Genomic DNA, 22,965 nt, shown 5'->3' with positions numbered 1-22,965 from the left:
ACTCGTGTCCGCTTCACTTCTTTCGCCGCCGCAATTGCTTCGCCATGCGGCCGAACTCGTCCGGCTTCTCCTGAAATCCCCGCAACCTCCGCGGCTGCTCACCTCGCAGTACCTGCACGACAAAAAGAAACTGACGCCGGATGCGAAGGCGGCCATTTCGTCACTCGCCTTCCACACACTGCGGCATCTCCGGCTCGCGCGCTATCTGGCGGATGGAGGTACCGGCGAGATACGATCACTGGACACCCGCACAGCGAGCGCCTGCACCGCCGCCGCGCTGTACCTGGATGTTGTGCGGGCGGTGTATGACGGAGCCGCCCTCGACGATGCGCTGCATGGGATTGCAGAAGCAGTAGTACAAGAGGCCGGACTCGACATCACGGATCTGCGAACGCGCATGGAAGAGCTTGCGACGCTGCATCCGGGGAGAGACGGCCTGCATTGGGCGCTGTTCCGTTCCGTGCCCGGATGGATCATGGAAATGTGGCTGCGTGAACAACGCGTACGCACGACCTATCCCCGTCCCGAAGCGCTCGCTTCCGGGCTGCTTCATCCGGCGCCGCTGACGTTACGGGTCAACACCGCACGCGCGAGAAGCGAGGAGGTGCTTACATCGCTTCTCGACGCCGGAATACAGGCACGGGCGCACCCGCTACTCCCGCACGCACTCGTTCTCGACCGGCGGGAACAGTTGCTGGGCAGCGAGTGGGAGGCGAAAGGACTGATAGAAATTCAGGATGCCGGAAGTCAGCTCATAGGACACGCGCTGGCACCGCTTCGGGGCTGGGATGTGCTCGATGCCTGCGCCGGTGCGGGCGGCAAAACGCTGCAGCTTACGGACGCGCTCAGCGGCAGCGGAAGTATCACAGCGGCGGATGTGGAGAGGATGCGACTGACCGCGCTGCGTTTACGCGCGGAACGGCTGGGACAGAAGGACCTGGAGATCCGTGCCGTCCCGCCGAAGGGTGATCTGGCGGAGATATTTCAGAGGAGACAATTCGACGCCGTGGTGGTGGACGCGCCGTGTTCGGGATTCGGCACCGCGCGACGCAATCCTCTTGTCAAGTGGAAGCTGCAGCCTAAATCCCTGAACAAACTTGCGGAGAAGCAATTCGACATTCTGCTCCGTAATGCAGCGCTGGTCAAACCCGGTGGTGTGCTGCTGTATGCGACCTGCTCGCTGCTTCCGACGGAGAACGAGCACGTCGTCGAACGCTTCCTCCGTCATGCGGATGATTTCACCCCCGCACCACTCGCGGAAGCGCTCACCGGGATGCTGCAGAAATCCGTACTTTCCGATCCGGATCAGAGCATGCTCACGCTCGATCCCGCGCTGCTGGATTCCGACGGCTTCTTCATCGCGCGTCTGCGCCGCCGCAGATAAGCGCCTCACCTTTCCCTTCGTAATTTCCTGCATGCCGCCGTCACTTCTTCGGTGGTGATACCGTTCATGCTCCCATCCCGCGACTGAATCGCGACGCAATGCGCGTGCAATGGTGCCCACTCCCAGGCGGGCGTAGGACCGAACAGCGACACCACGCGCGCACCACCGAAGGCAGCGACATGCATCGTGCCGGTATCATTCGAAAGAAACACATCCGTCTGCGCCGCAGCGCTCGCGAGCACGGGGATATCCGCATCCCGAAGAATGGCGAAAGGGATGCGCTCCGCTTCGAGTTGTGCGCCGAAACGCGAGACTACATCCGCGTCAGGCGTCCCGGCTGTCACCAGTACCGACACATTCCCTTCCGTTCGCATGGCTCTGATGACCTCCGTGAATTGTTCGGCCGGCCACACGTTTTCCCTTTTTCCCGCACCGGGATGCACGCCGATACGCAGAGCATCCGATGGCAGCCCATCGAACGCCGACCTCGCAAGCCCACGTTCCGGCTCCGTTATTGCGATACGCAATGCGCTTTCCGGATCGATGGCGGTGCTGCAGCCGACAGCGGCCGCAATCTGGAGATTGCGATGCACCTGATGCACACGATCGCTCTCCCAACGCACGTCTATGGCCTGCGTCAACCATTTCGCGTGCTCGTTCTTCTTGCCGTCAATACTCCGCACGCCTGTGCGCACCGGCGCAGCAGTCAATCGCGCCGTGATGTGCGATGTCGCCGACAGCCGTATTGTCGAAGGCACGAGCACGAGATCATATCGCCGCCGCCGCAGATGGAGCAACAGTCGCAGCACGGTAAATACACTCCGTTTATCGAAGTAGAGCAATTCGTCTATGAAGGGATTGATACGCCGGAGAGGTACCTGGTAGCTGGTCGGAGCGGCGAGGAGCGTGATCGCGCACTCTGGCCATCGCTGCTTCACGGCCGCGTACAGCGGCAGGGAGCACAGCATGTCGCCGAGATGGTTGTGTTTTCGTATGACGAGGATGCGTTTCATCGTGTCGCGGAACGTGTTTTCAGCATATGCGCCATGCGGCATCGCATAGCATGTATATAAGAAGAAATCATCCGAAAAAAAAACATCCGTGGCGCGAGGTCCTGACCCGTTCATACATTTTTTCGTGCCGCGGGAACTCCGCGCCGCACGAAGCATGTTGTAACACTGTCTGACAAACGAACCCAACGGACTCGCAGCACGCAGCATCCCCCGCTGCCAGAGTCCTCACCATACAGAGTAAATCTTCCTGCGGGCGACACGCATGCCCGCACGGGTAAACTTCACCACAAGGTGTAAAGGAATACTTATGCGTAAAAATATATTCGTTTGGATTTTCGCCGCACTGGTCACCGCCGGTCTCCCGGTCGGTTCCGTGTGGGCACAACTCACCGCACGACTGCAAGTGATTCACAATGCCGCCGATCCGGCAGCCGCTTCGGTGGACATCTACGTCAACGGCAGTCTCCTGCTCGACGATTTCGCTTTCCGCGCCGCCACGCCGTTCATTGACGTGCCCGCGGGCGTACTGCTCAATGTGGCCGTCGCTCCCGGCAGCAGCAGCTCCGTCGGCGACGCGATCGCCACCTTCCCGCTCACACTCGATGCAGGTAAAACATACATTGCGGCAGCGAACGGCGTCCTCGATCCGTCCGCCTTCGCCTCCAATCCCGACATGAAGTCTACGGGCTTCACGCTGTTCGTCACCGACATGGGCCGTGAAAGCGCCATGAATCCCGGCGAAGTGGACATCAAAGTGCTGCACGGCGCCACCGACGCTCCCACCGTGGATGTGATCGCCCGCGGCGTTGCCACCCTTGTTGATGACGCCGCCTATGGCGATCAGACGCCGTATCTTGGCGTACCCGCCGGCTCCTACACGCTCGACATCACGCCGGGCAATGACAACACCACAGTGGTGGCTTCTTTCACCGCTGATCTCAGTGCGCTCGGCGGCGGCGCCGCCATGGTCTTCGCTTCCGGCTTCCTCACACCGTCCGCGAATCAGAACGGCGAGGCCTTCGGTCTCTTCGCCGCCCTGCCCGACGGCACGGTTATCGCGCTTCCCGCCGCAGCGGAAGCCACCGCACGACTGCAAGTGATTCACAATGCCGCCGATCCGGCAGCCGCTTCGGTGGACATCTACGTCAACGGCAGTCTCCTGCTCGACGATTTCGCTTTCCGCGCCGCCACGCCGTTCATTGACGTGCCCGCGGGCGTGCTGCTCAATGTGGCCGTCGCTCCCGGCAGCAGCAGTTCCGTCGGCGACGCGCTCGCATCCTTCCCCGTCACCTTCGACGAAGGGAAGACCTACATCGTCACCGCGAACGGCGTCCTCGATCCTTCCGCCTTCGCCGCCAATCCCGACATGAAGTCCACGGGCTTCACGCTGTTCGTCACCGACATGGGCCGTGAAAGCGCCATGAATCCCGGCGAAGTGGACATCAAAGTGCTGCACGGCGCCACCGACGCTCCCACCGTGGATGTGATCGCCCGCGGCGTTGCCACCCTTGTTGATGACGCCGCCTATGGCGATCAGACGCCGTATCTTGGCGTGCCCGCCGGCTCCTACACGCTCGACATCACGCCGGGCAATGACAACACCACAGTGGTCGCTTCTTTCACCGCTGATCTCAGTGCGCTCGGCGGCGGCGCCGCCATGGTCTTCGCTTCCGGCTTCCTCACACCGTCCGCGAATCAGAACGGCGAGGCCTTCGGTCTCTTCGCCGCCCTGCCCGACGGTCGTGTGATTCCCCTTTCCAGCGTGACTTCCGTCGAGCGATTGACGGATGCTCAACCGTCAACCTTCCTCGCTGCATATCCGAATCCGGTAAGGGATCAAGCAACGGTATCTTTCTCTCTCGAACGCAGCGACTATGCTGTGCTCAAGATTTTCGACATCACCGGTCGTCAGGTCCTCAGCATGCAGCAGCAGGACTATCAGGCCGGCACGCACAACATTGCACTCAATGCCGCGAATCTGCTTCCCGGGATGTACAGGGTGGTTCTATTCACCTCGCGTGGAGCGACGGTTTCCTCTCTCGCCGTCGTGCGCTAGTCTCATCCGCGAGTTGAAGCACACCGCGCGCCCCTCCCAAAGGGGCGCGTTTTTTTATGACCGTCCCGGATTTCGGAAAAGGCGCGGGAAAAACATCGGAACATCGCGCTGGTATTGCCGGTAGGCGTCGCCGAACGCCTTGATGAGTTTCCGTTCTTCGAGCACTGTGCCGGCATACAGATACGCTATACCCACCGTGCGCATGATCAGCATTGCAGAATCTCCCTGGCCCCAGAACAGCAGGACGAGGATGCCCGCGGTGTAATACGGGTGGCGGATATGCGCGAGTATTCCCTTGCTGAAAAACACTCCACTGCCCAGCGCCGGCTCGAGCCGCTGCTCGCGCAGTTGCCGAAATCCAAAAAAGAGGGAATGGTCGTATACACGTGCCGCAGACGCGAACAGCAGCGCTGCAGTGATAAGCCCGAGCCATTGCAGAACCGACCATGGCCATCGCCATTCCCACAACATGACCGCATCCATCCGCCACTGAAAAAGCAGTATGGAAACAAGCGTCACCACACTGATCATGACGTACAGCAGCCGATGCCACGATGCGACGGACGCGGGCAGTCTGCGCATCATACGCATGCATGCTTCCGAGATGAGCAGACTGTGGATAACGCACCAGGAAATCCAGAGTACCAGCAGCAGCACGTGGTCGGAGAGCGTCGCATGTGTCATGACGATCGCCTCCCAGGAGCTGGGTGCGCGGACCGGCGTTTCCCTCCGTCACACGCCTCCGCTCTGTCCGCTCTCTTCACGACCACACAGGCACCGTCAGAGAGGCGTTCCGCAGGACGCAGATGTCCAAGGTCAGATCATTCATCGGAGTAAGCAATTCGAGCGCATCCGCGAGCGTGGCCGCATACTCCATGCCCATCGCGGCAACAACATCCGCATCCAATGCGGTCACGAGGATGACGCGCAGCCGCGACGTCTTTTCCTTCAGTGCAAGGGCGGTATGCGCGTTCATAGTGTAGCGATGGAGCAGCGCCTGCCTGAAGTCCTCCGCGTTTGCGTAGCGGAACCATTCGAGAAAGCTGCTGTTGCCGATGCCGTCCGGGCATTCCGCAAGGCAAATCAGCGCTCCGCCATCCTCGACGGTGTAGGCCGCGTGATGCAGCGCCTTGTGGGCCTGGATGAGATTCACATCCTTCGGATACCCTCCGGCAGATGCGATGCATAGCGGATAGCGCCGGTGAAGCGATACGGAGTACAGATCGTGCACAGAAGCGCATGCGGAAGCATGCGCCTGCATAAGATCCCCACAGACAGCGGCAGCGACGTGTTCATGCTCATCGAGTATCGCCGCGAAATACCAGCTGGGCGGGAAAAAGCGTACGGCATCTGCGATATCTTCGGCAACCGGGTTGCCGACGAGATTTCCGTCGCGGCAGGCAGGATGAAACGTACCCTGCTCCGTTATCGTTCGGCGATGATTGGCGACGGCGCTCTCATAGGCAGCGACGCCGGGGAGAAACATTTTCGGTCCCCCGCCGAAGCCGGCGAAGTAGTGGTGCACGACCGTGCCGGCGATGAGCACCAGATCGGCCTCCACGACGAGACGATTGAGGAGGATGGGAGTACCGTACTTCGTACGTCCCACATACACGGACGCTTCGGTATCCCGGGAATCGTGTTCGACGACGCGGTAGCGCCGCATGATCCCCTCCCCAAGTAGCGCGGCGCGTTCCTCCGGCGATTGACCGGCATGCGTGCCTGTGGCAAAAAGAATGGATACCTGCTCGTCGCGAACGCCAGCGGCGGTAAGTTCATCGAGCAGCAGAGGAAGCACGAGATCGCTGGCCGCACGACGGGTTTTGTCGGGCACGAGAACGACGATATTCCCACCACGAATCACGTTCCGTAGCGGAGGAGCTCCGATCGGTTCTCGCAAGGCCTCCTGAATAATGTCATGCCCGGATCGCCGCGCCGGAGGCGCGGCATTTCCGGGCATGAACATGTTCCAGTGATGTGGAAGCAGCGCCTCCTGCACGCCGGCTCCGAAGCGGAGGGAGAGGTTCCGGCTGCGGGAGTCCGTCATATCAATTGATGCGCAAGGTCGGGCGAATGGTGAGTACACCCTTCTTGAAGCCGAGAATGCGATCCAGATCCGCTACGTACAACATGTCGCCGCGCAGCAGCACCGCGCGTGGAGAAATGAATCCGCGAATGGTGATGGGATCGATGCGCTCGATAAAGTTGCCTTTGCCGTCGAAATGGAACACGGCGACGGCACCCGGATCGGCGACGTAGATTTCACCGCTTTTGCCGTCAACAGTCACACCCCACGGCTTCACGAGATCGTCTTTAAGAATCAGATCAACCGAAAAATCCGAGGCGGTGAGGACCTGCACCTGACCGTTCCCGAAATCGGCGACGTAAATTTTTCCGCCAACGGCACAGATGCCCTTGGGATCTTTGAACAGCCCCCCCGCCTTGCGCCCTTGTGCGGTAAGGGACTTGGCGTCGAACACCGCTATCCCACCTTTGTCGAGCACGTAAATTTTTCCGTTGTCATACGCGACATCGCGGGGATCATCGAGGCCCTGTGTAATGACGCGTTCCGCAGCGTCTTTGCTGTCATACACGCGGAGAGCGTTGTTGCCGGCATCAACGACGAAAGTGCGATTCGCTTCATCCGTGGTGACACCGCGGAGTCGGACATTCTCCTCATTCACCTGAATTTCGCTGACATACGTGCCCACGCTGGTTATGCGCTGGACAATATTCAGCAGCGGGTTCACGATGAGCAAGCCATCTTCCTTCACCGTCATGTAGGAAAGGTCATCCAACTGACGCTTATTCGATTTCACGAAATATTGCGGGAGATCGAAAATCCCGCTACCCGATACGTTGAAAGCACCAAAACGCACGCCGCTGCCCGTTGCGTACGGACCGGCGAATCCCGAGTTGAAGCGCATTTCCTCGAGTGCGACGTTTCTGTCGTCAAGCACCACGGAGTAATTGCTCTTTCCCGGGTCGGTGTAGATGGACATCGTGACAGGCGGTTTGATGTCCTGCAGGTTCACGATGCGGGTTTCGAAATACGTCCCGGTGTAATCAAAATAGCCCAGCGCCAATCCGCCCTGCAGCAGTTTGACAACCTGGCTGTTATTGATGGAATTCGGATGCTCGGCATTGAAAATCATACCCCCGCCGAAGGACTGCACGGTGAGTGTCAGAATGGCCTGCTTTCTCGACATGATATACGTGCTGTGCAACATCGCGAGATGCTCGGCGCCTCCGCGACCGGTGAGCGTCCCGGCTTCCGCGCTCCAGGTGCCCGCAACCTGCGTCCAACCTGGCTGCAGCCCCTGCTGGAAATCATCCTGAAGCCAGACGGTAAGCGCGGTGTTTTCCTGTGCAATCGCAGACGCGGCGCAGAACAGACCGATCAAGAGTGGAGTAATGAAACGCATTTTCTCTCCTGGTAATGTGTAGGCTTCTTAAAATAGTGCAATCATGGGCATTTGCACAAAAAATTCATCGGCTTATGCAGATAAAGTGCTTTCGATGAGTGTCCGATACAAAGCGACGATTCGTGCTGTGTTCTTTCCGGAGTCGAATTCCTCAAGGGCGAAATGCCTGCCGGCATCACCGAGACGCTCCCGATACCCGGGATCGGACAGGATCTGAACCAGGGCAGCGGCGAGCGCGTGCACATCCCTGGCCGGAACAAGCACACCCGTTTCACCGTCGCGCACCAACTCGCGCGGGCCTCCGAGATCCGAGGCCACCACCGCGACACCCATCGCCGACGCTTCAATGACGGGCCGGGCGAAATGCGGTACGGTTGAGGGGAAGCAGAGTACATCGGAACTTGCCAGTAGTTCGGGGATGTCGTTTCGGATACCCAAGAAACGGATCCGGTTTTCGAATCGCTGCGGAATTATCGAACGCACACGTTCCCCGTATACTGCGCGTCCGCTGATTGTGTTTCTGAAACCGCCGCCGTCCTGCGGGCCGGCAATGAGAAACACCGCATCCGGCACCGCCTCGAGTACGCGCACGGCAGCGGAAACAAATTCCAGCGTTCCTTTGACCGGGTTCACTCCGCCAAGCATGAGCGCCACGGGCGCGGTCTCTTCGATGTCCAGCTCCGCGCGCACAGCCGCTCCGCTGATGGAGTGATCAAAGCGGGTAAAATCGACGAAATTATACACGACGTGTATGCGGTCGGTCGGTAGCAGCTGATCGGCGTCGTAGTGACAGATCGGGATGATGATGCTCGCGCAGCGGTGAATGATTCGTCGTATCAGCGCACGTCGGAGTCCGAAATAGCCCGCGTGCAACGGCTCGCGGATATGCCAGACAACAGGGAGATCTTCGTGATGTGCGGCAAGGCCAAAAGCGGTAAGCGTGGATGTATTGAGGTGGAGCAGATCGAAGCGGTGCGTCGCGAAAAAGCGACGCGCGCGCAGATACGTCCAGGGAAACTGGAGCAGGCGCAGCAGCGTCTTCGGGAACTGCCACCAAGGGTACCAGAGCACATTCGTATGGCTGAAATCATGCAGACGCTGGTCCACAATGGTTTCAATACCGTTATCCCGGAAAAGCTGCGCGGCTTCACTTTCGTGCAGGCACAGTACGGTAGGCATGAATTCCGTCCGATCCAGTCCCCGGATCAGGTACAGCAGACTCAGCGGCGCCCCGCCGATTCCCTTGCCGTGATGCACGTACAGAATTCTTGTCATCTTGCTTCGTGCCGCTGCTGCAATGAAAAAGCCCATGCCGCGGGCACACCGGATCCCGCGTCAACAGAACACGACTGCCGGTGGTCACTCCCGGCAGCCGCGGTCCGCAGAATGTTCAACCATCAAGGAAAGCCCGCGCCATGGCGGGGATACTCCAACCGAGCTATCGCCTCTACGCGTCCACGTATTCAAAGCGGGCGGTGAAGTGCCGAAGCATCGGCGCTTCATACGTCAGCCGCAGTCCTTTCAGTTCGTTTCGGCGGGCAAACACATGCGCCACAACCTCGATGACGTAGTCGATATGACTTTGCGTGTACACACGACGGGGAATCGCGAGACGGACAAGTTCCATCGGAGGGGCGACAAATGCACCATTTTCCGTACGGCCGAACATGACACTGCCGATTTCCACCGCCCGTATGCCGCCGTCCTCGTACAGTGCGCAGGTCACGCTCTGCGCGGGGAAGCGTTCGGCGGGGATGTGCGGACAGAAACGCGTGCCATCGAGGTAAATCGCATGACCACCGGGCGGCAACAGAATTGGCACGCCGAGTTCGGTCAGTTTTTTACCGAGATACTCCGTGCTCTTGATACGGTAATTCAGATAATCTTCATCAAGGATTTCCTCAAGACCCTGTGCGATCGCTTCCAGATCGCGCCCCGCAAGACCGCCATATGTCGGAAATCCTTCCGTGACAATCAGCAGATTCCTGCACTTCACGGCCAGTGCGTCGTCGTTGATGGCAAGGAAGCCGCCGATGTTGACAAGCGCGTCCTTCTTGGCCGACATGGTAGCGCCGTCCACGTAGGAGAACATTTCCTGGGCAATTTCGATCGGCGTTTTATCCGCGTAGCCGGGTTCACGCATTTTAATGAAGAACGCGTTTTCCGCGAACCTGCACGCATCCATGAACAGCGGAAAGCCATACTTGTCGCACACTGCCCGCGTATCGCGGATGTTCTGCATGGATACCGGTTGACCGCCTCCGGAGTTATTGGTGACGGTGATCATGACCAGCGGAATATTCTCGACACCATAGGTCTGTATCGTCTCTTCGAGCTTTGCGATATCCATATTGCCTTTGAAGTCCGCGACGATCTCAGGGTGCTTCCCGATCTCGTTGAGGCAGTCCACGGCGAGAGCGCCGCTATATTCCACATTGGCGCGCGTCGTGTCGAAATGCGTGTTGTTGGGTATGACCTTGCCTTTTCCCCCGACGACGGTAAACAGGATCTTCTCCGCAGCGCGGCCCTGATGCGTCGGGATGATGTTCTTCAGTCCGGTGATCTTTCGGACGATGCTTTCCATGCGATAGAAGCTGCGTGATCCCGCATAGGATTCGTCGCCATCGAGCATGCCCGCCCATTGTTTCGAACTCATCGCAGACGTACCACTGTCCGTCAACAGATCGATCAGGACGTCTTCCGCGTCAATGAGAAAGGTATTGAAGCCCGCCTTCCCGAGGATGCGGACGCGCTCTTCGTAGCTCGTGAATTTGATCGGTTCGACCGTTTTGATTTTGAACGGTTCGATCACCGTTTTGATGTAGCTGTCTCTGATCATGCGGATGCTATGTGCTGTGTGATGGATATTGAATGCGAACGACTGCTGCCCGGTATCGGACAGACACAATCTGTAAAATAGCCCCGAACGGTCTGAAATTCAAATGTCGCGTCGTGACGGATCGGCGCTCCGGAGGGTGCGGGACGGACGCCAGGGGAGATGTGCCGGCGGTAGCGGCACTGCTGCTGCATCAGGATGCGCGCATTGCTGCGTATGCTTCCCGAGGCGGAAGGGACATGTTACGCTTGCCCGGTACCGTTGCTCTTGCCGTTTTGCGGTACGACGGCTTCGGCGTCCTGCTTCGTGGATTTCTTCTTCAGGGAACGGCGTTTTTTCTTCTCACCGTCAACGGAATAGTAATAATAATTCTGGTAGTAGTAACGATAATAGGAGTAATACACCTTGTTGGCGTTGAAACGATTGACAACAACCCCGACGAGGTTTGCGTTGTTCGCTTCCAGCATTTCGCGCGCTTTTTCCAGTCCCAGGGATTTGGTTTGATCGGCGGAAACAATGATGACTACACCATCAGTGTATTTGGCGAGGACGAGGGTATCCGCCATGGCGATGATCGGCGGCGCATCAAAGAGCACAAGATCGTAGTACTGATGCACCAGGCGGACGAATTTCTCCATTTTGCTCGAACCGAGGAGTTCCGCCGGGTGACTGGGGATGTTGCCACAGGGAATGATATGCAATCCCTGCACCATCGTTTTCTTGATCGCCTGATTGATCGGCACCTCTCCGACAAGCGCATTCGACAGGCCCGGTTCGCGCTCCACCTGGAAAATCTGGTGCTGCACCGGGCGGCGGAGGTCGGCATCCACCAGCAGGACCTTCCGGCCGCTGTTCGCGGCACTTACGGCGAGGTTCGCGATCGCGGTGGATTTCCCTTCCTTGGGAGCCGGACTGGAGAAAAGCACCGCCAGAGATTTTCCGCGGTCGCGCAGAGAGTTCTCTATGGCCGTCCGCATTGTGCGATAGCTCTCGCTGGGCGGCGACTGCGGTGCGGTAATGGTGACCAGGGTTTGATCGCGATCGAGATCGGAGCCGACCGAACCGAATTCCGGGATAAAGGCGAGAACCGGCATTCCCAGTTTTTCGACATCCTCCGGACTCCGAATGGTTGTGTCCAGATAACGAAGCAATATGGCGATACCGAAACCGAGACCGAGACCGATAAGGATACCGAGGATGAGATTCATCGGACGGTTCGGTTTGATGGGCGTTCCGGGCACTCCGGCTCGATCAACTATTTCCACATTCCCCATGGTGGTCTGTTCGTTGATCAGGGCTTCCTGATACTTTTCATCCAGGAGAGCAAAGAGCTTGTCATAGCTCTGTCTGCGCCTCTCGAGACGCGCAAAGGAAATGGACTGCGATGGAATGCCGTCGAATTGCCGACTGAATTGCGCTATCGTTTCGTCGAGGCTTTTGATTTTCGCTTTCGTGGCTTCTATCTCGACTTCCTGATCGATCAAACGCTGCCGTAGTTCGCGTCCATACTCGATGGGTGTTCCCGTCACACCGCCGACTTTCTGCAGGTTGACGCCTGCAGCCTCGATTTGATTGAGAATCTCCTGATACTCACGCTTCAAACGGGAAATTTCCTTATCCGCGAAAGGTTCGAGCTCCGGACGATTCCGCAGGCCGTACTTGCGGTTGAACTCCGCCTTCTGGATCTGATCTTCCTTCTGCGCCTTTTGCGCAAGCAGCTGTCTGAGTTGCGGATCTACACCCTCCTTGAGCTGTTGCGTGAGCGTCGGTTCGACTTTCTGAATCTGTGCAAGCAACTCGCTCCGGATCCGCTCCGCACTCTGGAGCGTGATTTTCGCCTGCTCGCGCTGCGCTTCGAAGGTACTGAGCTGTGCGATGAGATTTTGAGTCTCGGCATCGAGGCTGATAATACCCTGCGACTGCTGGAAACCACGGACAAGGTTCTCCACCGCGGTGAGAGAATCCTTCTTCGAGTCGAGTTGCTCCTCCAGAAAACTGCGCGCTGTCGTCACATTCTCTCTGGCGGACTCGAGATTCCGCAATTGATAGGCGTCCGCAATCAGATTGGCGATGGTGGCAGCTTCGAACGGAGAAATACTTTGCACATTGATTTGAATGAAATCCACACCGCGGATGGGTTCCGCACTCATCTGCCCTCTGATGCGCCCTGCGATCGCGGGGATTTCCGCGATACGTGTGGAGGTATCCAGACGCGCCATGCCCATCTCGGTAAGAAAATCCTCGACCCCAAGCGTTCTCGCCATTTTGCGCATGGTGGAAGGGCGCTGCTTCATACGGATGATCGGAAGACCAGCGGCGAGTTCCGGATTGTCGTCCACCTGACGCATCAGCATGGTCGCGACGCGCGTTGCCATGTCGGCACTCTGGATGATCAGAATTTCATTCGCGAGGATGCGCTCCCCGCCCCAGCCGAGATCCTCGAATCCCTGCCCAGGTCCCTGGCCGCTGAGGATATCCTTGGCGCGCTTGAGGCGCACGCTGGAACTCGACTGGTAGATATCATCCTGTTGCATCGTATACAGCCAGGTTGCCGACACCACGACGACAAAGATCGCGAGTATCACCCACTTGCCTTCGAAGGCGATACGGAGATACTCCTGCACCTGCTTATTGAAATCGTCTCTGGCGGTCATGTCATCCTGATCGTATGATAAATGTTTGCGGTCGCCCTGTCCCGTCCGCTGCGCAAGCGCGTTACTTGGTCAAATTGATAACGGCGATGGTGCTGGTAATGATGGACGTAATGGCCACCACGATCTGCGCGATGCGGAGAATGGTGTCGCCACGAGATTCTTTTCCGTCAACGATGATCAGATCACCCGGGTAAAGATCCAACTCCTTCGTAGACATCGGAAAATCCTTCAACTGCAGATATTTGTCTACGTCGACCTCAAACACCCGGGCGATCTCATTTTCATTGTCCACACCACCGCGGCGAACAATTTTGATGCGGTACAGAAAAGATTCCGCGCCGCGATCGAGTGGTCCACCGCAAAAGGACAACAGATCGATCAAGTTGGTCTCACACGGTACGCGATAGCGTCCCGGATTGCTGACATACCCCCACACACTGACTTTCAGGTCGCAGCCGGTTCCCCCGGTAAAGTTGTAGTAGGAACCGCCTTGATTGGCGAAGGTTGCGGGGGCACCGCTATTGCCGTCATCCAGGATTTGCGCCGCGGAACGCGGCGCAAATCCGAAGATGAGGCATGACAGTATGAAAGCGAGAACTGTACGCAATCAGGCTTCCTCTTCGCGTGCGGCTTTTGCCTCTTCGACGATCTTTTGCTGTACTTCGAAGGGCACTTCCTCGTAGTGCGAGAAACTGCGTTTGAAAATACCGCGTCCCTGCGTCATGGAGCGCAGGCGCGTCGCATACTGGTACAATTCGGCGAGCGGAACCTTGGCACGAATAACCTGAAAGGGTCCTTCGGCATCCATACCTTGAATTTTTCCGCGATGGCTGGAGATGTCGCCCATCACGTCGCCCATGAATTCGTCGGGGACTTTGACTTCGAGAATATAGATCGGCTCGAGGAGGATGGGGTCGGCATCGGCGACGGCTTTCTTGAACGCCATCTGCGAGGCGGTTTTGAAGGCCATTTCGTTTGAGTCGACGGTGTGCTGGCTTCCGTCGTACAGCGTAATTTTAACGTCCACCATCTTGTAACCGGCAACAACGCCGCGTGCCATCTGTTCCTGAATACCTTTGTCCACAGCCGGGACGAAGCGTCCGGAAATCACGCCGCCGACAATAGCGTCCACAAATTCGTAACCGGTGCCACGGGGTTGAGGATCCACCTTGATGTATACTTCGGCGTACTGTCCGGCGCCGCCGGTCTGTTTCTTGTGCTTGTAGGATACATCGGCATGCTTGCGTATCGTCTCACGGAAGGGGATACGCGGCGCCTTGAGATCCACGTCCACGCCGAAGCGCTGCTTGAGGCGCTTGACCATGACATCGATATGGATTTCGCCCTGACCGAGGATGATGGTTTCGCCGGTTTCCTGATCGATTTTGATCTGGAAGCTCGGATCCTCCTCGTGCATGGTGTTGAGTCCCATGCCGATTTTTTCCTCGTCGCCCTTGTTTCGCGCTTTTACAGCGGCGGACATCACGGGATCGGGGAAGGCAATGGACGGGATAATCAGTGCGGAGCCCTTGGTAGCCAGGGTGTCATTGGTGTGCGTGTCTTTCAGCTTCACCACCGCGCCGATATCTCCGACAGGGATCTTGGGCACATCGGTGCGCTCGCGGCCGCGCATGGTGAAAATCTGATTGAGGCGCTCGTTCTTGCCATTGCTCTGGTTGACCAAATCAATGCCAGGTGTGACCGTCCCGCTGTACACGCGGAACAGCGACAATTCACCGACATGCGCTTCAGAGATCGTTTTGAAAACGAAGGCGGTGACTTCACCCGAGGCATTCGGCGTGAGGGTCGCTTCATCTCCATTCGTCTTTTTCACCGTGTAGGTGCGTCCGGTAACAGGATCGGGGCAATAGTTAATGAAAAATTCCATCACTCTGCCGACACCGATGTTGCTGAGCGCCGCCATGCAGAACACCGGAAAGATTTTCCTTTCCCGGATGGCGATCTTGAGGCCACTGGCCAGCTGCTCGTCGGTGAGCGTTCCGTTTTCAAAAAACTCGTTCAGAAGATCTTCGGAGGACTCGGCCACCTTCTCAAGCAACGCCTGATGCAGTTCCTCCAGTTTGTCCTTATGTTCCTCGGGCACATCCTTCTCCTCGTACTTCCCGCTGCCATCGGTGCTGAATACCATCAGCTTACGTCGAACGATGTCGAGACACGTGTTGAATGCAGGCCCCTTGTTGATCGGGTATTGCGCGACGACGACATCGGAACTCAAACGGGCACGGGCTTGCTCGAGCACATTGTCGAAATCCGCGTGTTCGTTATCCATCTTGTTGATGGCGAGGATGACAGGCGTCGCCGCATTCGCGGCATAATTCCAGACGAGTTCCGTGCCTACTTCAACGCCCTCGACGGCTTTGAGCACCAACAGTGCGGTATCCACAATGCGCAGGCTCGAGATCACATCTCCCTGAAAATCGGAGTAGCCGGGAGTATCAATAATGTTGATTTTGTGGCCACGATACTCCATGGCGATGAGCGTGCTGTTGATGGAAATCTGACGCTCGATCTCATCGTTATGATAGTCTGACGTGGTGCTCCCATCCTCGATGCGCCCTATGCGCGTTGTGGCTCCGGAGGTGAGCAGCATGGCGTCCGCGAGGATGGTTTTTCCGGAGCTTCCGTGGCCGATGATGGCCACATTTCTGATGGTTTCAGGGGTGTAGTCTTTCAAAAGAGGCCTCCTTGGACAAAGGCGTGGAATGAACGTCAACGCTGGAGATACCAGTACATTCACGTAATGTAGCCCCGGCCGCGAAAAGTTGCAAACGGCTTGATTTTCTTGGACTTATACATTGTTTTTCCACCCTTCGGGCCCTATATTTCTTCGAATGTGGCGAGCCGTATGAACGCTGAACTCATTTCTATCGGTGACGAACTCCTTATCGGCCAGGTGGTCAACAGCAACGCATCCTGGTTGGGCGAGCATTTGAGTATGGCGGGTCTGCATGTACGACGCGTCACCGTCGTCGGCGATGATCTGGACGGTATTGTGGCGGCGTACCGGAGGGCCTGGGAGGAGAACGATATCGTCGTGAGTACGGGAGGTCTTGGACCCACCCATGACGACAGGACCCGCGAAGCGCTGCTCGCGTTTTTCGAAACATCACTTATCGTGAACGGCGATGTTCTGGCGGACATCAAACGTTTTCTCCATGACCGCGGAAGGACCGTGTCGGAGCGCAATCGCGATCAGGCGATGGTGCCCGCTTCGGCGCGGGTAATCCGGAATTATCACGGGACAGCCCCGGGGTATCATTTCACCGAGGGCGAAAAACACCTTTTCGTGCTGCCGGGCGTCCCGTACGAAATGAAAGCCATGGTGGAACAAGACATCCTCCCCTTCCTCGCTTCTCTGCAAGCAAAACGGCGGGCGGTGCGCACCATCCTGACAACCGGCATACCCGAATCCACGCTCGCGGATGTCCTTGCCGGTATCGATACGCTTCGGTCCGATACCTCGGTCGCATTTCTTCCGTCGCCTCTCGGCGTGCGTATCCGCCTCACATGCGTCGCAGAAAGCGACACGGACGCCACCACCGCGGTTGACGAACTCGAGACCATGGTCCGGGACCGTGCCGGAGAGTGGATATTCGGAACAGACAATGAGACACTCGAAGCGCACCTGGGTACGATACTTGTTCGCGATTCGAAGACGCTCTCCGTGGCTGAATCCTGCACGGGCGGACTGATCACCGACCGCGTCACAAACATACCCGGCAGTTCCCGGTGGTTCGACAGGGGCGCTGTCGTGTACAGCAATCAATCAAAGACGGACATGCTTGGAGTGGACCCGCACGTCATCGAGCGCTTCGGCGCGGTGAGCCGGGAGGTGTGCCTCGCCATGGCGGCGGGCATTCGGCGTTTGGCCAACAGCGATTACGGTCTTTCCACCACAGGTATCGCGGGGCCGGATGGCGGCACGGCCGAAAAGCCCGTTGGTCTGGTTTGGATCGGATTGAGCACGCCCGACGGCAGTTTCGCGCATGCCTTCCGCTTTGGCAACGACCGGCTGCGCACCAAGCAGCGAGCGGCGCAGAGCGCCCTCGACACACTGCGCCGCCATCTTCTTTCTCTTCCACCCGTTTCTTCACTGTAAAGACATACCACATGACCATCCTCCATCACATCATCGACGAAAGCGGTTTCGAGCGTATGATTTCCCGCCTTGCGCACGAAATACTCGAGCGCAACCTCGGTGTCGGCAACCTCGTCATCATCGGGCTCCGGACGCGCGGTGAATTCGTGGCGCAGCGGCTCACCGCAAAAATTGCTTCCATCGAAGGCACCGCGCCTCCCCTCGGGGTTCTCGACGTGACGCTGTACCGCGACGACCTGCGCAATCATTTACGACAGCCTGAAATCAAGGCTACGGATATCATGTTCGACATCAGTGATCGCGACGTGATCCTGGTAGATGATGTGTTGTTCACCGGCAGGACCGTCCGCTCGGCGCTCGGCGCGTTGATGGACCTTGGCCGTGCCCGATCGATACAGCTTGTCGTACTCGTGGACCGGGGGCACAGAGAATTGCCCATCCGCGCCGATTTCATCGGGAAAAACATTACCACCTCCCGCGGCGAGGAAGTACGCGTGCGACTCCGGGAAGTGGATGGTCGTGACGGCATCGACCTCGTCTCCATAGAAGCGTAATTTATCACACAATAGACCGGAAATTTATGTCATCGTTATCGATTCAGCATCTTCTCGGCCTCGACGGAGTACCGCGGGAAGATATTCAGCTGCTGCTCGATTCGGCCGACACCTTTCTCGAGGTTCTCGACCGGCCGATCAAAAAGGTGCCTACGCTGCAAGGCAAAACCGTTGTAAATCTGTTCTTTGAAAACAGCACGCGAACGCGCATCTCCTTCGAGCTCGCCGAGCGGCGTCTCTCCGCGGATGTGGTGAATTTCTCGGCCTCCACAAGCAGTGTCAGCAAAGGTGAAACGCTGCTCGATACGGCGCGTAATATCGAAGCCATGAAAGTGGACATCGTCGTCATGCGCCACGCCGCAGCGGGTGCGGGACATTTCCTCAGCACGCGCTGTACGAGCAAATTCATCAATGCCGGCGACGGCACGCACGAGCATCCCACACAGGCACTGCTGGACATGTATTCCATACGGCAGAAGCATGGTTCGCTCGAAGGGCTCCGCGTCTGCATCATCGGCGACATCGCGCACTCCCGTGTGTCGCTTTCGAATATCTACGGACTCAAGACCATGGGAGCGGAGGTGGCCGTGTGTGGTCCGGCCAGCATGATTCCCTGGCAACTCGAGAAACTCGGTGTGCGCGTATTCACGAACGTTGACGAAGCGCTGCGTTTCAGCGATGTGATCAACGTGCTGCGCATACAGCTCGAACGTGACGCAGGAGCTGATTTCCCAAGTCTGCGCGAGTATCATAACAGCTTCGGAATCACACGCAAGCGTCTGGAAGCCGCAGGAAAGGACATCACGGTTCTGCATCCGGGCCCCATCAATCGCGGCGTGGAAATCGAATCGGAGGTAGCGGACGGGCCGTATTCTGTGATTCTTCCCGAGGTCACAAACGGCGTCGCGATCCGCATGGCTGTGCTGTATCACATCGGAACCAAGGCGGAGTAACCCATGGCATCGTATTTTTTCAAAAACGCACGCGTCGTTGATCCCGTCACCGGTCTCGATGGAGATCGCGACGTACTGGTGGTGAATGGCATCATCGATCGCATCGGTGAAAATCTCAGCGCTTCGGATGCACAGACACTCGATTTCACGGGGAAGACGATAGCTCCGGGATTTTGCGATATGCATGTCCATTTTCGTGAGCCGGGACAGGAATACAAAGAAGACATTCTCAGCGGCGCAGCATCGGCCGCGGCCGGCGGTTTCACCGCGGTCGCCTGCATGCCCAACACCGATCCGCCCATAGACAACGCGGCGGTGGCCACGCTGATCCTCAAACGTGCAGAAGGCCTCGCCGTGGACGTCTATCCCATCGGCGCCGTCACCAAGGGACGCAAAGGCGAATCCATCGCACCGATGATCGAGCTCCGCGAAAGCGGGTGTGTGGCGTTTTCCGACGATGGTTCGCCGGTATACAACACGAAGGTTCTCCGCACGGCGCTCGAATACGCGTCCATGCTCGATGTTCCCGTCATTCAGCATGCCGAGGATCCGCATCTTTTCAAGGGCGGCGCCATGAATGAGAGCCTTGTCTCTACGCAAATCGGCCTGCCTCCGATCTCGCGCCTTTCCGAGGACACGGTGGTGGTCCGTGACATTGCCTTCACCGCCTACGTGGACGGACGCTATCATCTGGCGCATATGAGTACAGCGGGTGCGGCAGAAGCCGTCCGTGATGCAAAACAGCGCGGCCTCAAGGTAACGAGCGAGGTGGCCCCGCATCACTTCTCACTCACAGACGAGGCACTGCGCAGCTACGACTCGAATTACAAAATGAATCCACCGCTGCGCACCGCCGAGGATGTGCTCGCCATGAAGGAAGCCCTTCGGGACGGCACCGCCGACGCCATCGCCACCGATCACGCACCGCATGCAATTCATGAAAAGGAAGTGGAGTTCGTCTACGCGCCGTTCGGCATCATCGGACTCGAAACAGCCTTCGGACTGTCCGTTACCGAGCTATTGCTCGACGGCTGGCTGACGCTTCCCCAGCTGATCGAGAAGCTGTCCACCAATCCCAGACGCATTCTGGGGTTGCCTGTGATCCGTATAGAAGAGGGGCAGCCCGCGAACTTCAGTTTACTCGATCTTGCTGCACAATGGACCGTGGATGTCAATGATTTCCGGTCGAAATCGCGCAACAGTCCGTTCCACGGCCGGGTGCTCACCGGGAAACCGCTGGGTATATTTAACAACGGACAGTTGATATTGAACAATTGAATCCGGAGCATATGAGTTCCACTCGCGGAGGGCGCCGAGCCCTCCGTTTTTTTTCACATGATCCTGAGCCAGATCAAAATAGTGTTTTCAGACTTCAACAACCTCAATTACCGTCTTTTTTCGCCGTTAGGGAGTCACACTATTGGCGTTTTTTATCGGATCCCTATCCTTCCGCGCTGCGGCGTCTGTGCGCCTTTGAGAATACGTTCTGCTTTTTCCATCGTCGGTTTTGGGCAGCGAAGCCGAATCGGAGGCTGACAAGCGCGCATTGCGGGGATAGCAGATCAGCTGCGTGCGCGGTGTTGGTTGACGCGCTCATTTTCAATCGACCACGACCAGAAGCGGAAGTGGGCGATTCATGTATCGCCGCAGCACCACGACCAGAAGCGGAAGTGGGCGATTCATGTATCGCCGCAGCACCAGGGCCAGAAGAGGAAGTGGGCGATTCATGTATCGCCGCAGCACCACCGCCAGAAGCAGAAGTGGGCGATTCATGTATCGCCGCAGCTTCATCCAGGCAAACTGGACTGCGCCCCGACGGAGCAGTACCCGCGCCCGCATTTCACCAAAACCCAACCACCTTCCCACCCTTCCACACCCACATACCTCACCCGGCAACACGAAATCCAAGGTACAACGCATACCTTACCCTCCCCGCAAGACGCTTCCCGTCCCGGAGTGTCCCCTACCATCAGCCGCAAGGAAATTCCGCGCGTCCGATCCAGATTACTCGCTCAGAAAAATCCGATCCGGTCCCACATCCCGGATCACCGTATTGCGCACTCGTGCTTTACCGCCTGAACCTCCTCCGCGGGTAACGCCCTTTTGCGTCGATGTATTCACAGCCGCATCCCGCCGCGCACCCGTCAGCAGCAGCACGCGACCAAGAAACATGGCCTCGCCAAGCTGTGACGACTTCCCGCGCCGGGAGCTTCTGCGAACACCAGCCGCTCCCGCGCCACCGAATTCCTTGGCCAGCACATCATCAAACGAGAATACACGCTTCTCTTTCTTCGTCCGTGGCGTCACGGCGACCACCACACGGCTCCATTCCTCTTCCAGCTCCGCGCATACACGATCGAAAACCACTTCGTCATTGAGTATGCACGTCGCGTAGCGCCGCGCCCACACCTCGCCGCCTCCCTTGCCGAACAGTGTGTTGATGCGATGAGCGCTGTTCATCTTTAAATACCCCATGAACATCGGCAGCGTCATAACGCGACGAAAATACACCCACTCGTCGCTGTCTTCCGGAGGCATTTCCCGCAGCATCCGTATGTCGGTGATCTCCAGCGCCAGTTCCACTTCGGATGGACGAATGGTCAACCCGTGGATACGGATGCACGGAAAATTCTGCAGCGCCTGTCCAAGCACATCGAGAAACACCCGCCCTGCGTCGCTGAGCGTGGTGATGCCGTTTTCCGTGCTTCCAAGAATCTCGGCTTCGCCTTTGGTTTTGAAGACGATCAGATGCTTCCCGGGTTCGGAATAATCGTGCTCCCGCACGCGGCGGGTACTGAGTTCCTTGAGTCGTTTCACTAATTGCTCCCTAAGCTGTGAAAAACACGAATTTTAAAATATGCAGCCGGCTGATCCGGATTCAAGGCAGAAAGCAGTATCTCACGCGCATCGCAGCTTCGGGGGAGGGCTTCCAACGCGCCGAATTCTTACATACTGCGTCTGTTGAAGTGCTTGGTTCCCTCTCTCGCGGCACGGCCGCAGTCTCAAGGTGCGCATGGCGCGCGTTCCCTCCGCCACGATCATCAATGCGTCACGCAGACCTTGTCAAGGACTTCGTTGCGGTTGTGTGCCGTCTGACGCTGGCTCCCGGACGCCGGCTGCTGCGTGTATTGAATGTGTGGCAAATGCTTTATAACTTGCGTCGTGACATCACGCATATGATTTTCAGACAGACACGTTCACCGCTCCTGACGGCTGGCGTTTCCGTTCCATTATCGACACAGTACACTCACAACATATCAGAGGTGGCGTTCATGAAGAGCACGTTTATTATTCTCTTTTCCGCCGTGCTTCTCACCGCATGCGGAAGCAGGCAGGAAGGCGCGGACGGTACGCAGACCGCGCAGAGTGAAATGACCTCACACGGAGCGCAGACAGGCACATCCGCGGGTACCGTTTCCGCTGAAGTCATCGGCAGCGACATGGGCTATATCGTCGAAAACGCACGCATTTCCGGGGACCAATCTTCGGCCGTGTACAGCATAAAGGACGCGCTGCGCATCTCGAAAGGAACGAGCACCGTGCTTCTCGTGCGCACGCAAACCGGTGACGGTGCGACGGAGTTACTTGCGATGGAATTTCCGCGCTTCGCGGAGGGTACGAGCATCGAATACGCTGCGGGAGAAATGAATGCCGCATTCTGGATTTTCGGCATGAAAGGCAAGACGGAGGTAATGAAGCAGACTGGGGCCGTGGAAGGGACCCTGCGCCTGTTAAAGACCGCGGCATCTACCACCAATCTCGGTATGCAACGCAAGCTGACCGACGGCGTGGGTGAAATGGAGGTTGTGGTCATCGGCATAGACAACGAGGGACTGGATATACCGAATGAGAAAAAGTACGCCGCCCGCTTCACCCTGCCGATGATCACCCTGGATGAACTGGTGAAACTCAACCAACCGATTTAACCGACGATCTTTCTTATATTTGCAAGGGCAGGCAGGCGTCCTGC

At 57.7% G+C, this 22,965-nt stretch carries 18 protein-coding genes; 7 read left to right on the top strand and 11 right to left on the bottom strand.

What is annotated here, in order from left to right:
• The first annotated feature begins 4 nt into the window (after window positions 1-4).
• Window positions 5-1,384, top strand: coding sequence for a class I SAM-dependent methyltransferase (locus tag M5R41_18375; GenBank protein MCZ7558366.1), 1,380 nt, complete (start codon window positions 5-7; stop codon window positions 1,382-1,384).
• Window positions 1,385-1,389: 5 nt separating this feature from the next.
• Here M5R41_18375 and M5R41_18370 read toward each other — a convergent pair whose 3' ends face one another.
• Window positions 1,390-2,397, bottom strand: a complete 1,008-nt coding sequence (locus tag M5R41_18370; protein MCZ7558365.1) for a hypothetical protein — start codon at window positions 2,395-2,397, stop codon at window positions 1,390-1,392.
• Window positions 2,398-2,704: 307 nt separating this feature from the next.
• Here M5R41_18370 and M5R41_18365 point away from each other — a divergent pair, with 307 nt between their 5' ends.
• Complete coding sequence (locus M5R41_18365; protein MCZ7558364.1) at window positions 2,705-4,453, top strand: DUF4397 domain-containing protein; 1,749 nt, start codon at window positions 2,705-2,707, stop codon at window positions 4,451-4,453.
• A 54-nt stretch (window positions 4,454-4,507) separates the two neighbouring features.
• Here M5R41_18365 and M5R41_18360 read toward each other — a convergent pair whose 3' ends face one another.
• The 8 genes from M5R41_18360 to fusA form a co-directional block, all read right to left on the bottom strand.
• Window positions 4,508-5,137, bottom strand: a complete 630-nt coding sequence (locus M5R41_18360; protein ID MCZ7558363.1) for a hypothetical protein — start codon at window positions 5,135-5,137, stop codon at window positions 4,508-4,510.
• 76 nt (window positions 5,138-5,213) lie between these two features.
• Complete coding sequence (gene larA, locus M5R41_18355; GenBank protein ID MCZ7558362.1) at window positions 5,214-6,500, bottom strand: nickel-dependent lactate racemase; 1,287 nt, start codon at window positions 6,498-6,500, stop codon at window positions 5,214-5,216.
• 1 nt (window position 6,501) lies between these two features.
• A complete protein-coding gene (locus M5R41_18350; GenBank protein ID MCZ7558361.1) occupies window positions 6,502-7,878 on the bottom strand; it encodes a hypothetical protein in 1,377 nt (458 codons plus the stop codon).
• A 72-nt stretch (window positions 7,879-7,950) separates the two neighbouring features.
• On the bottom strand, window positions 7,951-9,153 hold the full coding sequence (locus M5R41_18345; protein MCZ7558360.1) for a glycosyltransferase family 4 protein: 1,203 nt from the start codon (window positions 9,151-9,153) through the stop codon (window positions 7,951-7,953).
• A gap of 172 nt (window positions 9,154-9,325) precedes the next feature.
• Window positions 9,326-10,717 carry a tryptophanase gene (locus tag M5R41_18340; GenBank protein MCZ7558359.1) on the bottom strand — a complete coding sequence of 464 codons (1,392 nt, stop codon included), beginning with the start codon at window positions 10,715-10,717 and terminating at the stop codon, window positions 9,326-9,328.
• Between the two features lie 239 nt (window positions 10,718-10,956).
• A complete protein-coding gene (locus tag M5R41_18335) occupies window positions 10,957-13,368 on the bottom strand; it encodes a polysaccharide biosynthesis tyrosine autokinase (GenBank protein ID MCZ7558358.1) in 2,412 nt (803 codons plus the stop codon).
• A 61-nt stretch (window positions 13,369-13,429) separates the two neighbouring features.
• On the bottom strand, window positions 13,430-13,975 hold the full coding sequence (locus tag M5R41_18330) for an SLBB domain-containing protein (GenBank protein MCZ7558357.1): 546 nt from the start codon (window positions 13,973-13,975) through the stop codon (window positions 13,430-13,432).
• On the bottom strand, window positions 13,976-16,063 hold the full coding sequence (gene fusA / locus M5R41_18325) for an elongation factor G (GenBank protein MCZ7558356.1): 2,088 nt from the start codon (window positions 16,061-16,063) through the stop codon (window positions 13,976-13,978).
• Between the two features lie 171 nt (window positions 16,064-16,234).
• On the opposite strand from fusA, the gene M5R41_18320 reads away from it, so the two are divergent.
• From M5R41_18320 to M5R41_18305, 4 genes are read left to right on the top strand one after another with little or no spacing between them, the layout of a single operon-like run.
• Window positions 16,235-17,488 carry a competence/damage-inducible protein A gene (locus tag M5R41_18320; GenBank protein ID MCZ7558355.1) on the top strand — a complete coding sequence of 418 codons (1,254 nt, stop codon included), beginning with the start codon at window positions 16,235-16,237 and terminating at the stop codon, window positions 17,486-17,488.
• A gap of 11 nt (window positions 17,489-17,499) precedes the next feature.
• Window positions 17,500-18,042: a bifunctional pyr operon transcriptional regulator/uracil phosphoribosyltransferase PyrR gene (gene pyrR, locus M5R41_18315; protein MCZ7558354.1), complete on the top strand. Its 543-nt coding sequence runs from the start codon at window positions 17,500-17,502 to the stop codon at window positions 18,040-18,042.
• A gap of 26 nt (window positions 18,043-18,068) precedes the next feature.
• Window positions 18,069-18,995 (top strand): aspartate carbamoyltransferase catalytic subunit, encoded by a 927-nt coding sequence (locus M5R41_18310; protein MCZ7558353.1) that lies wholly within the window; start codon window positions 18,069-18,071, stop codon window positions 18,993-18,995.
• Between the two features lie 3 nt (window positions 18,996-18,998).
• Window positions 18,999-20,273 (top strand): dihydroorotase, encoded by a 1,275-nt coding sequence (locus M5R41_18305; GenBank protein ID MCZ7558352.1) that lies wholly within the window; start codon window positions 18,999-19,001, stop codon window positions 20,271-20,273.
• 321 nt (window positions 20,274-20,594) lie between these two features.
• On the opposite strand, the gene M5R41_18300 is transcribed toward M5R41_18305, so the two are convergent.
• Complete coding sequence (locus M5R41_18300) at window positions 20,595-20,768, bottom strand: hypothetical protein (GenBank protein MCZ7558351.1); 174 nt, start codon at window positions 20,766-20,768, stop codon at window positions 20,595-20,597.
• A 231-nt stretch (window positions 20,769-20,999) separates the two neighbouring features.
• Window positions 21,000-21,812: a hypothetical protein gene (locus M5R41_18295; protein ID MCZ7558350.1), complete on the bottom strand. Its 813-nt coding sequence runs from the start codon at window positions 21,810-21,812 to the stop codon at window positions 21,000-21,002.
• Window positions 21,813-22,267: 455 nt separating this feature from the next.
• Between M5R41_18295 and M5R41_18290 the strand changes: the two genes are divergently transcribed.
• Window positions 22,268-22,921, top strand: a complete 654-nt coding sequence (locus tag M5R41_18290; protein ID MCZ7558349.1) for a hypothetical protein — start codon at window positions 22,268-22,270, stop codon at window positions 22,919-22,921.
• The last annotated feature ends 44 nt before the right edge of the window (window positions 22,922-22,965 follow it).

The organism is Bacteroidia bacterium (assembly GCA_027493955.1).
In the GTDB taxonomy this organism is placed as follows: Bacteria; Bacteroidota; Ignavibacteria; order SZUA-365; family SZUA-365; genus JAOSJT01.
The sequence above is the reverse complement of the archived record's forward strand: the minus strand, read 5'-3'. Positions and strand labels throughout refer to the sequence as shown.

Coding starts and splice junctions, on each gene's coding strand:
- M5R41_18305 (MCZ7558352.1), top strand. CDS start 18,999: ATGGCATCGTATTTTTTCAAAAACGCACGCGTCGTTGATCCCGTCACC.
- M5R41_18320 (MCZ7558355.1), top strand. CDS start 16,235: ATGAACGCTGAACTCATTTCTATCGGTGACGAACTCCTTATCGGCCAG.
- M5R41_18360 (MCZ7558363.1), bottom strand. CDS start 5,137: ATGACACATGCGACGCTCTCCGACCACGTGCTGCTGCTGGTACTCTGG.
- M5R41_18350 (MCZ7558361.1), bottom strand. CDS start 7,878: ATGCGTTTCATTACTCCACTCTTGATCGGTCTGTTCTGCGCCGCGTCT.
- pyrR (MCZ7558354.1), top strand. CDS start 17,500: ATGACCATCCTCCATCACATCATCGACGAAAGCGGTTTCGAGCGTATG.
- larA (MCZ7558362.1), bottom strand. CDS start 6,500: ATGACGGACTCCCGCAGCCGGAACCTCTCCCTCCGCTTCGGAGCCGGC.
- M5R41_18365 (MCZ7558364.1), top strand. CDS start 2,705: ATGCGTAAAAATATATTCGTTTGGATTTTCGCCGCACTGGTCACCGCC.
- M5R41_18290 (MCZ7558349.1), top strand. CDS start 22,268: ATGAAGAGCACGTTTATTATTCTCTTTTCCGCCGTGCTTCTCACCGCA.
- M5R41_18370 (MCZ7558365.1), bottom strand. CDS start 2,397: ATGAAACGCATCCTCGTCATACGAAAACACAACCATCTCGGCGACATG.
- M5R41_18335 (MCZ7558358.1), bottom strand. CDS start 13,368: ATGACCGCCAGAGACGATTTCAATAAGCAGGTGCAGGAGTATCTCCGT.
- M5R41_18300 (MCZ7558351.1), bottom strand. CDS start 20,768: ATGAATCGCCCACTTCTGCTTCTGGCGGTGGTGCTGCGGCGATACATG.
- M5R41_18310 (MCZ7558353.1), top strand. CDS start 18,069: ATGTCATCGTTATCGATTCAGCATCTTCTCGGCCTCGACGGAGTACCG.
- M5R41_18340 (MCZ7558359.1), bottom strand. CDS start 10,717: ATGATCAGAGACAGCTACATCAAAACGGTGATCGAACCGTTCAAAATC.
- M5R41_18345 (MCZ7558360.1), bottom strand. CDS start 9,153: ATGACAAGAATTCTGTACGTGCATCACGGCAAGGGAATCGGCGGGGCG.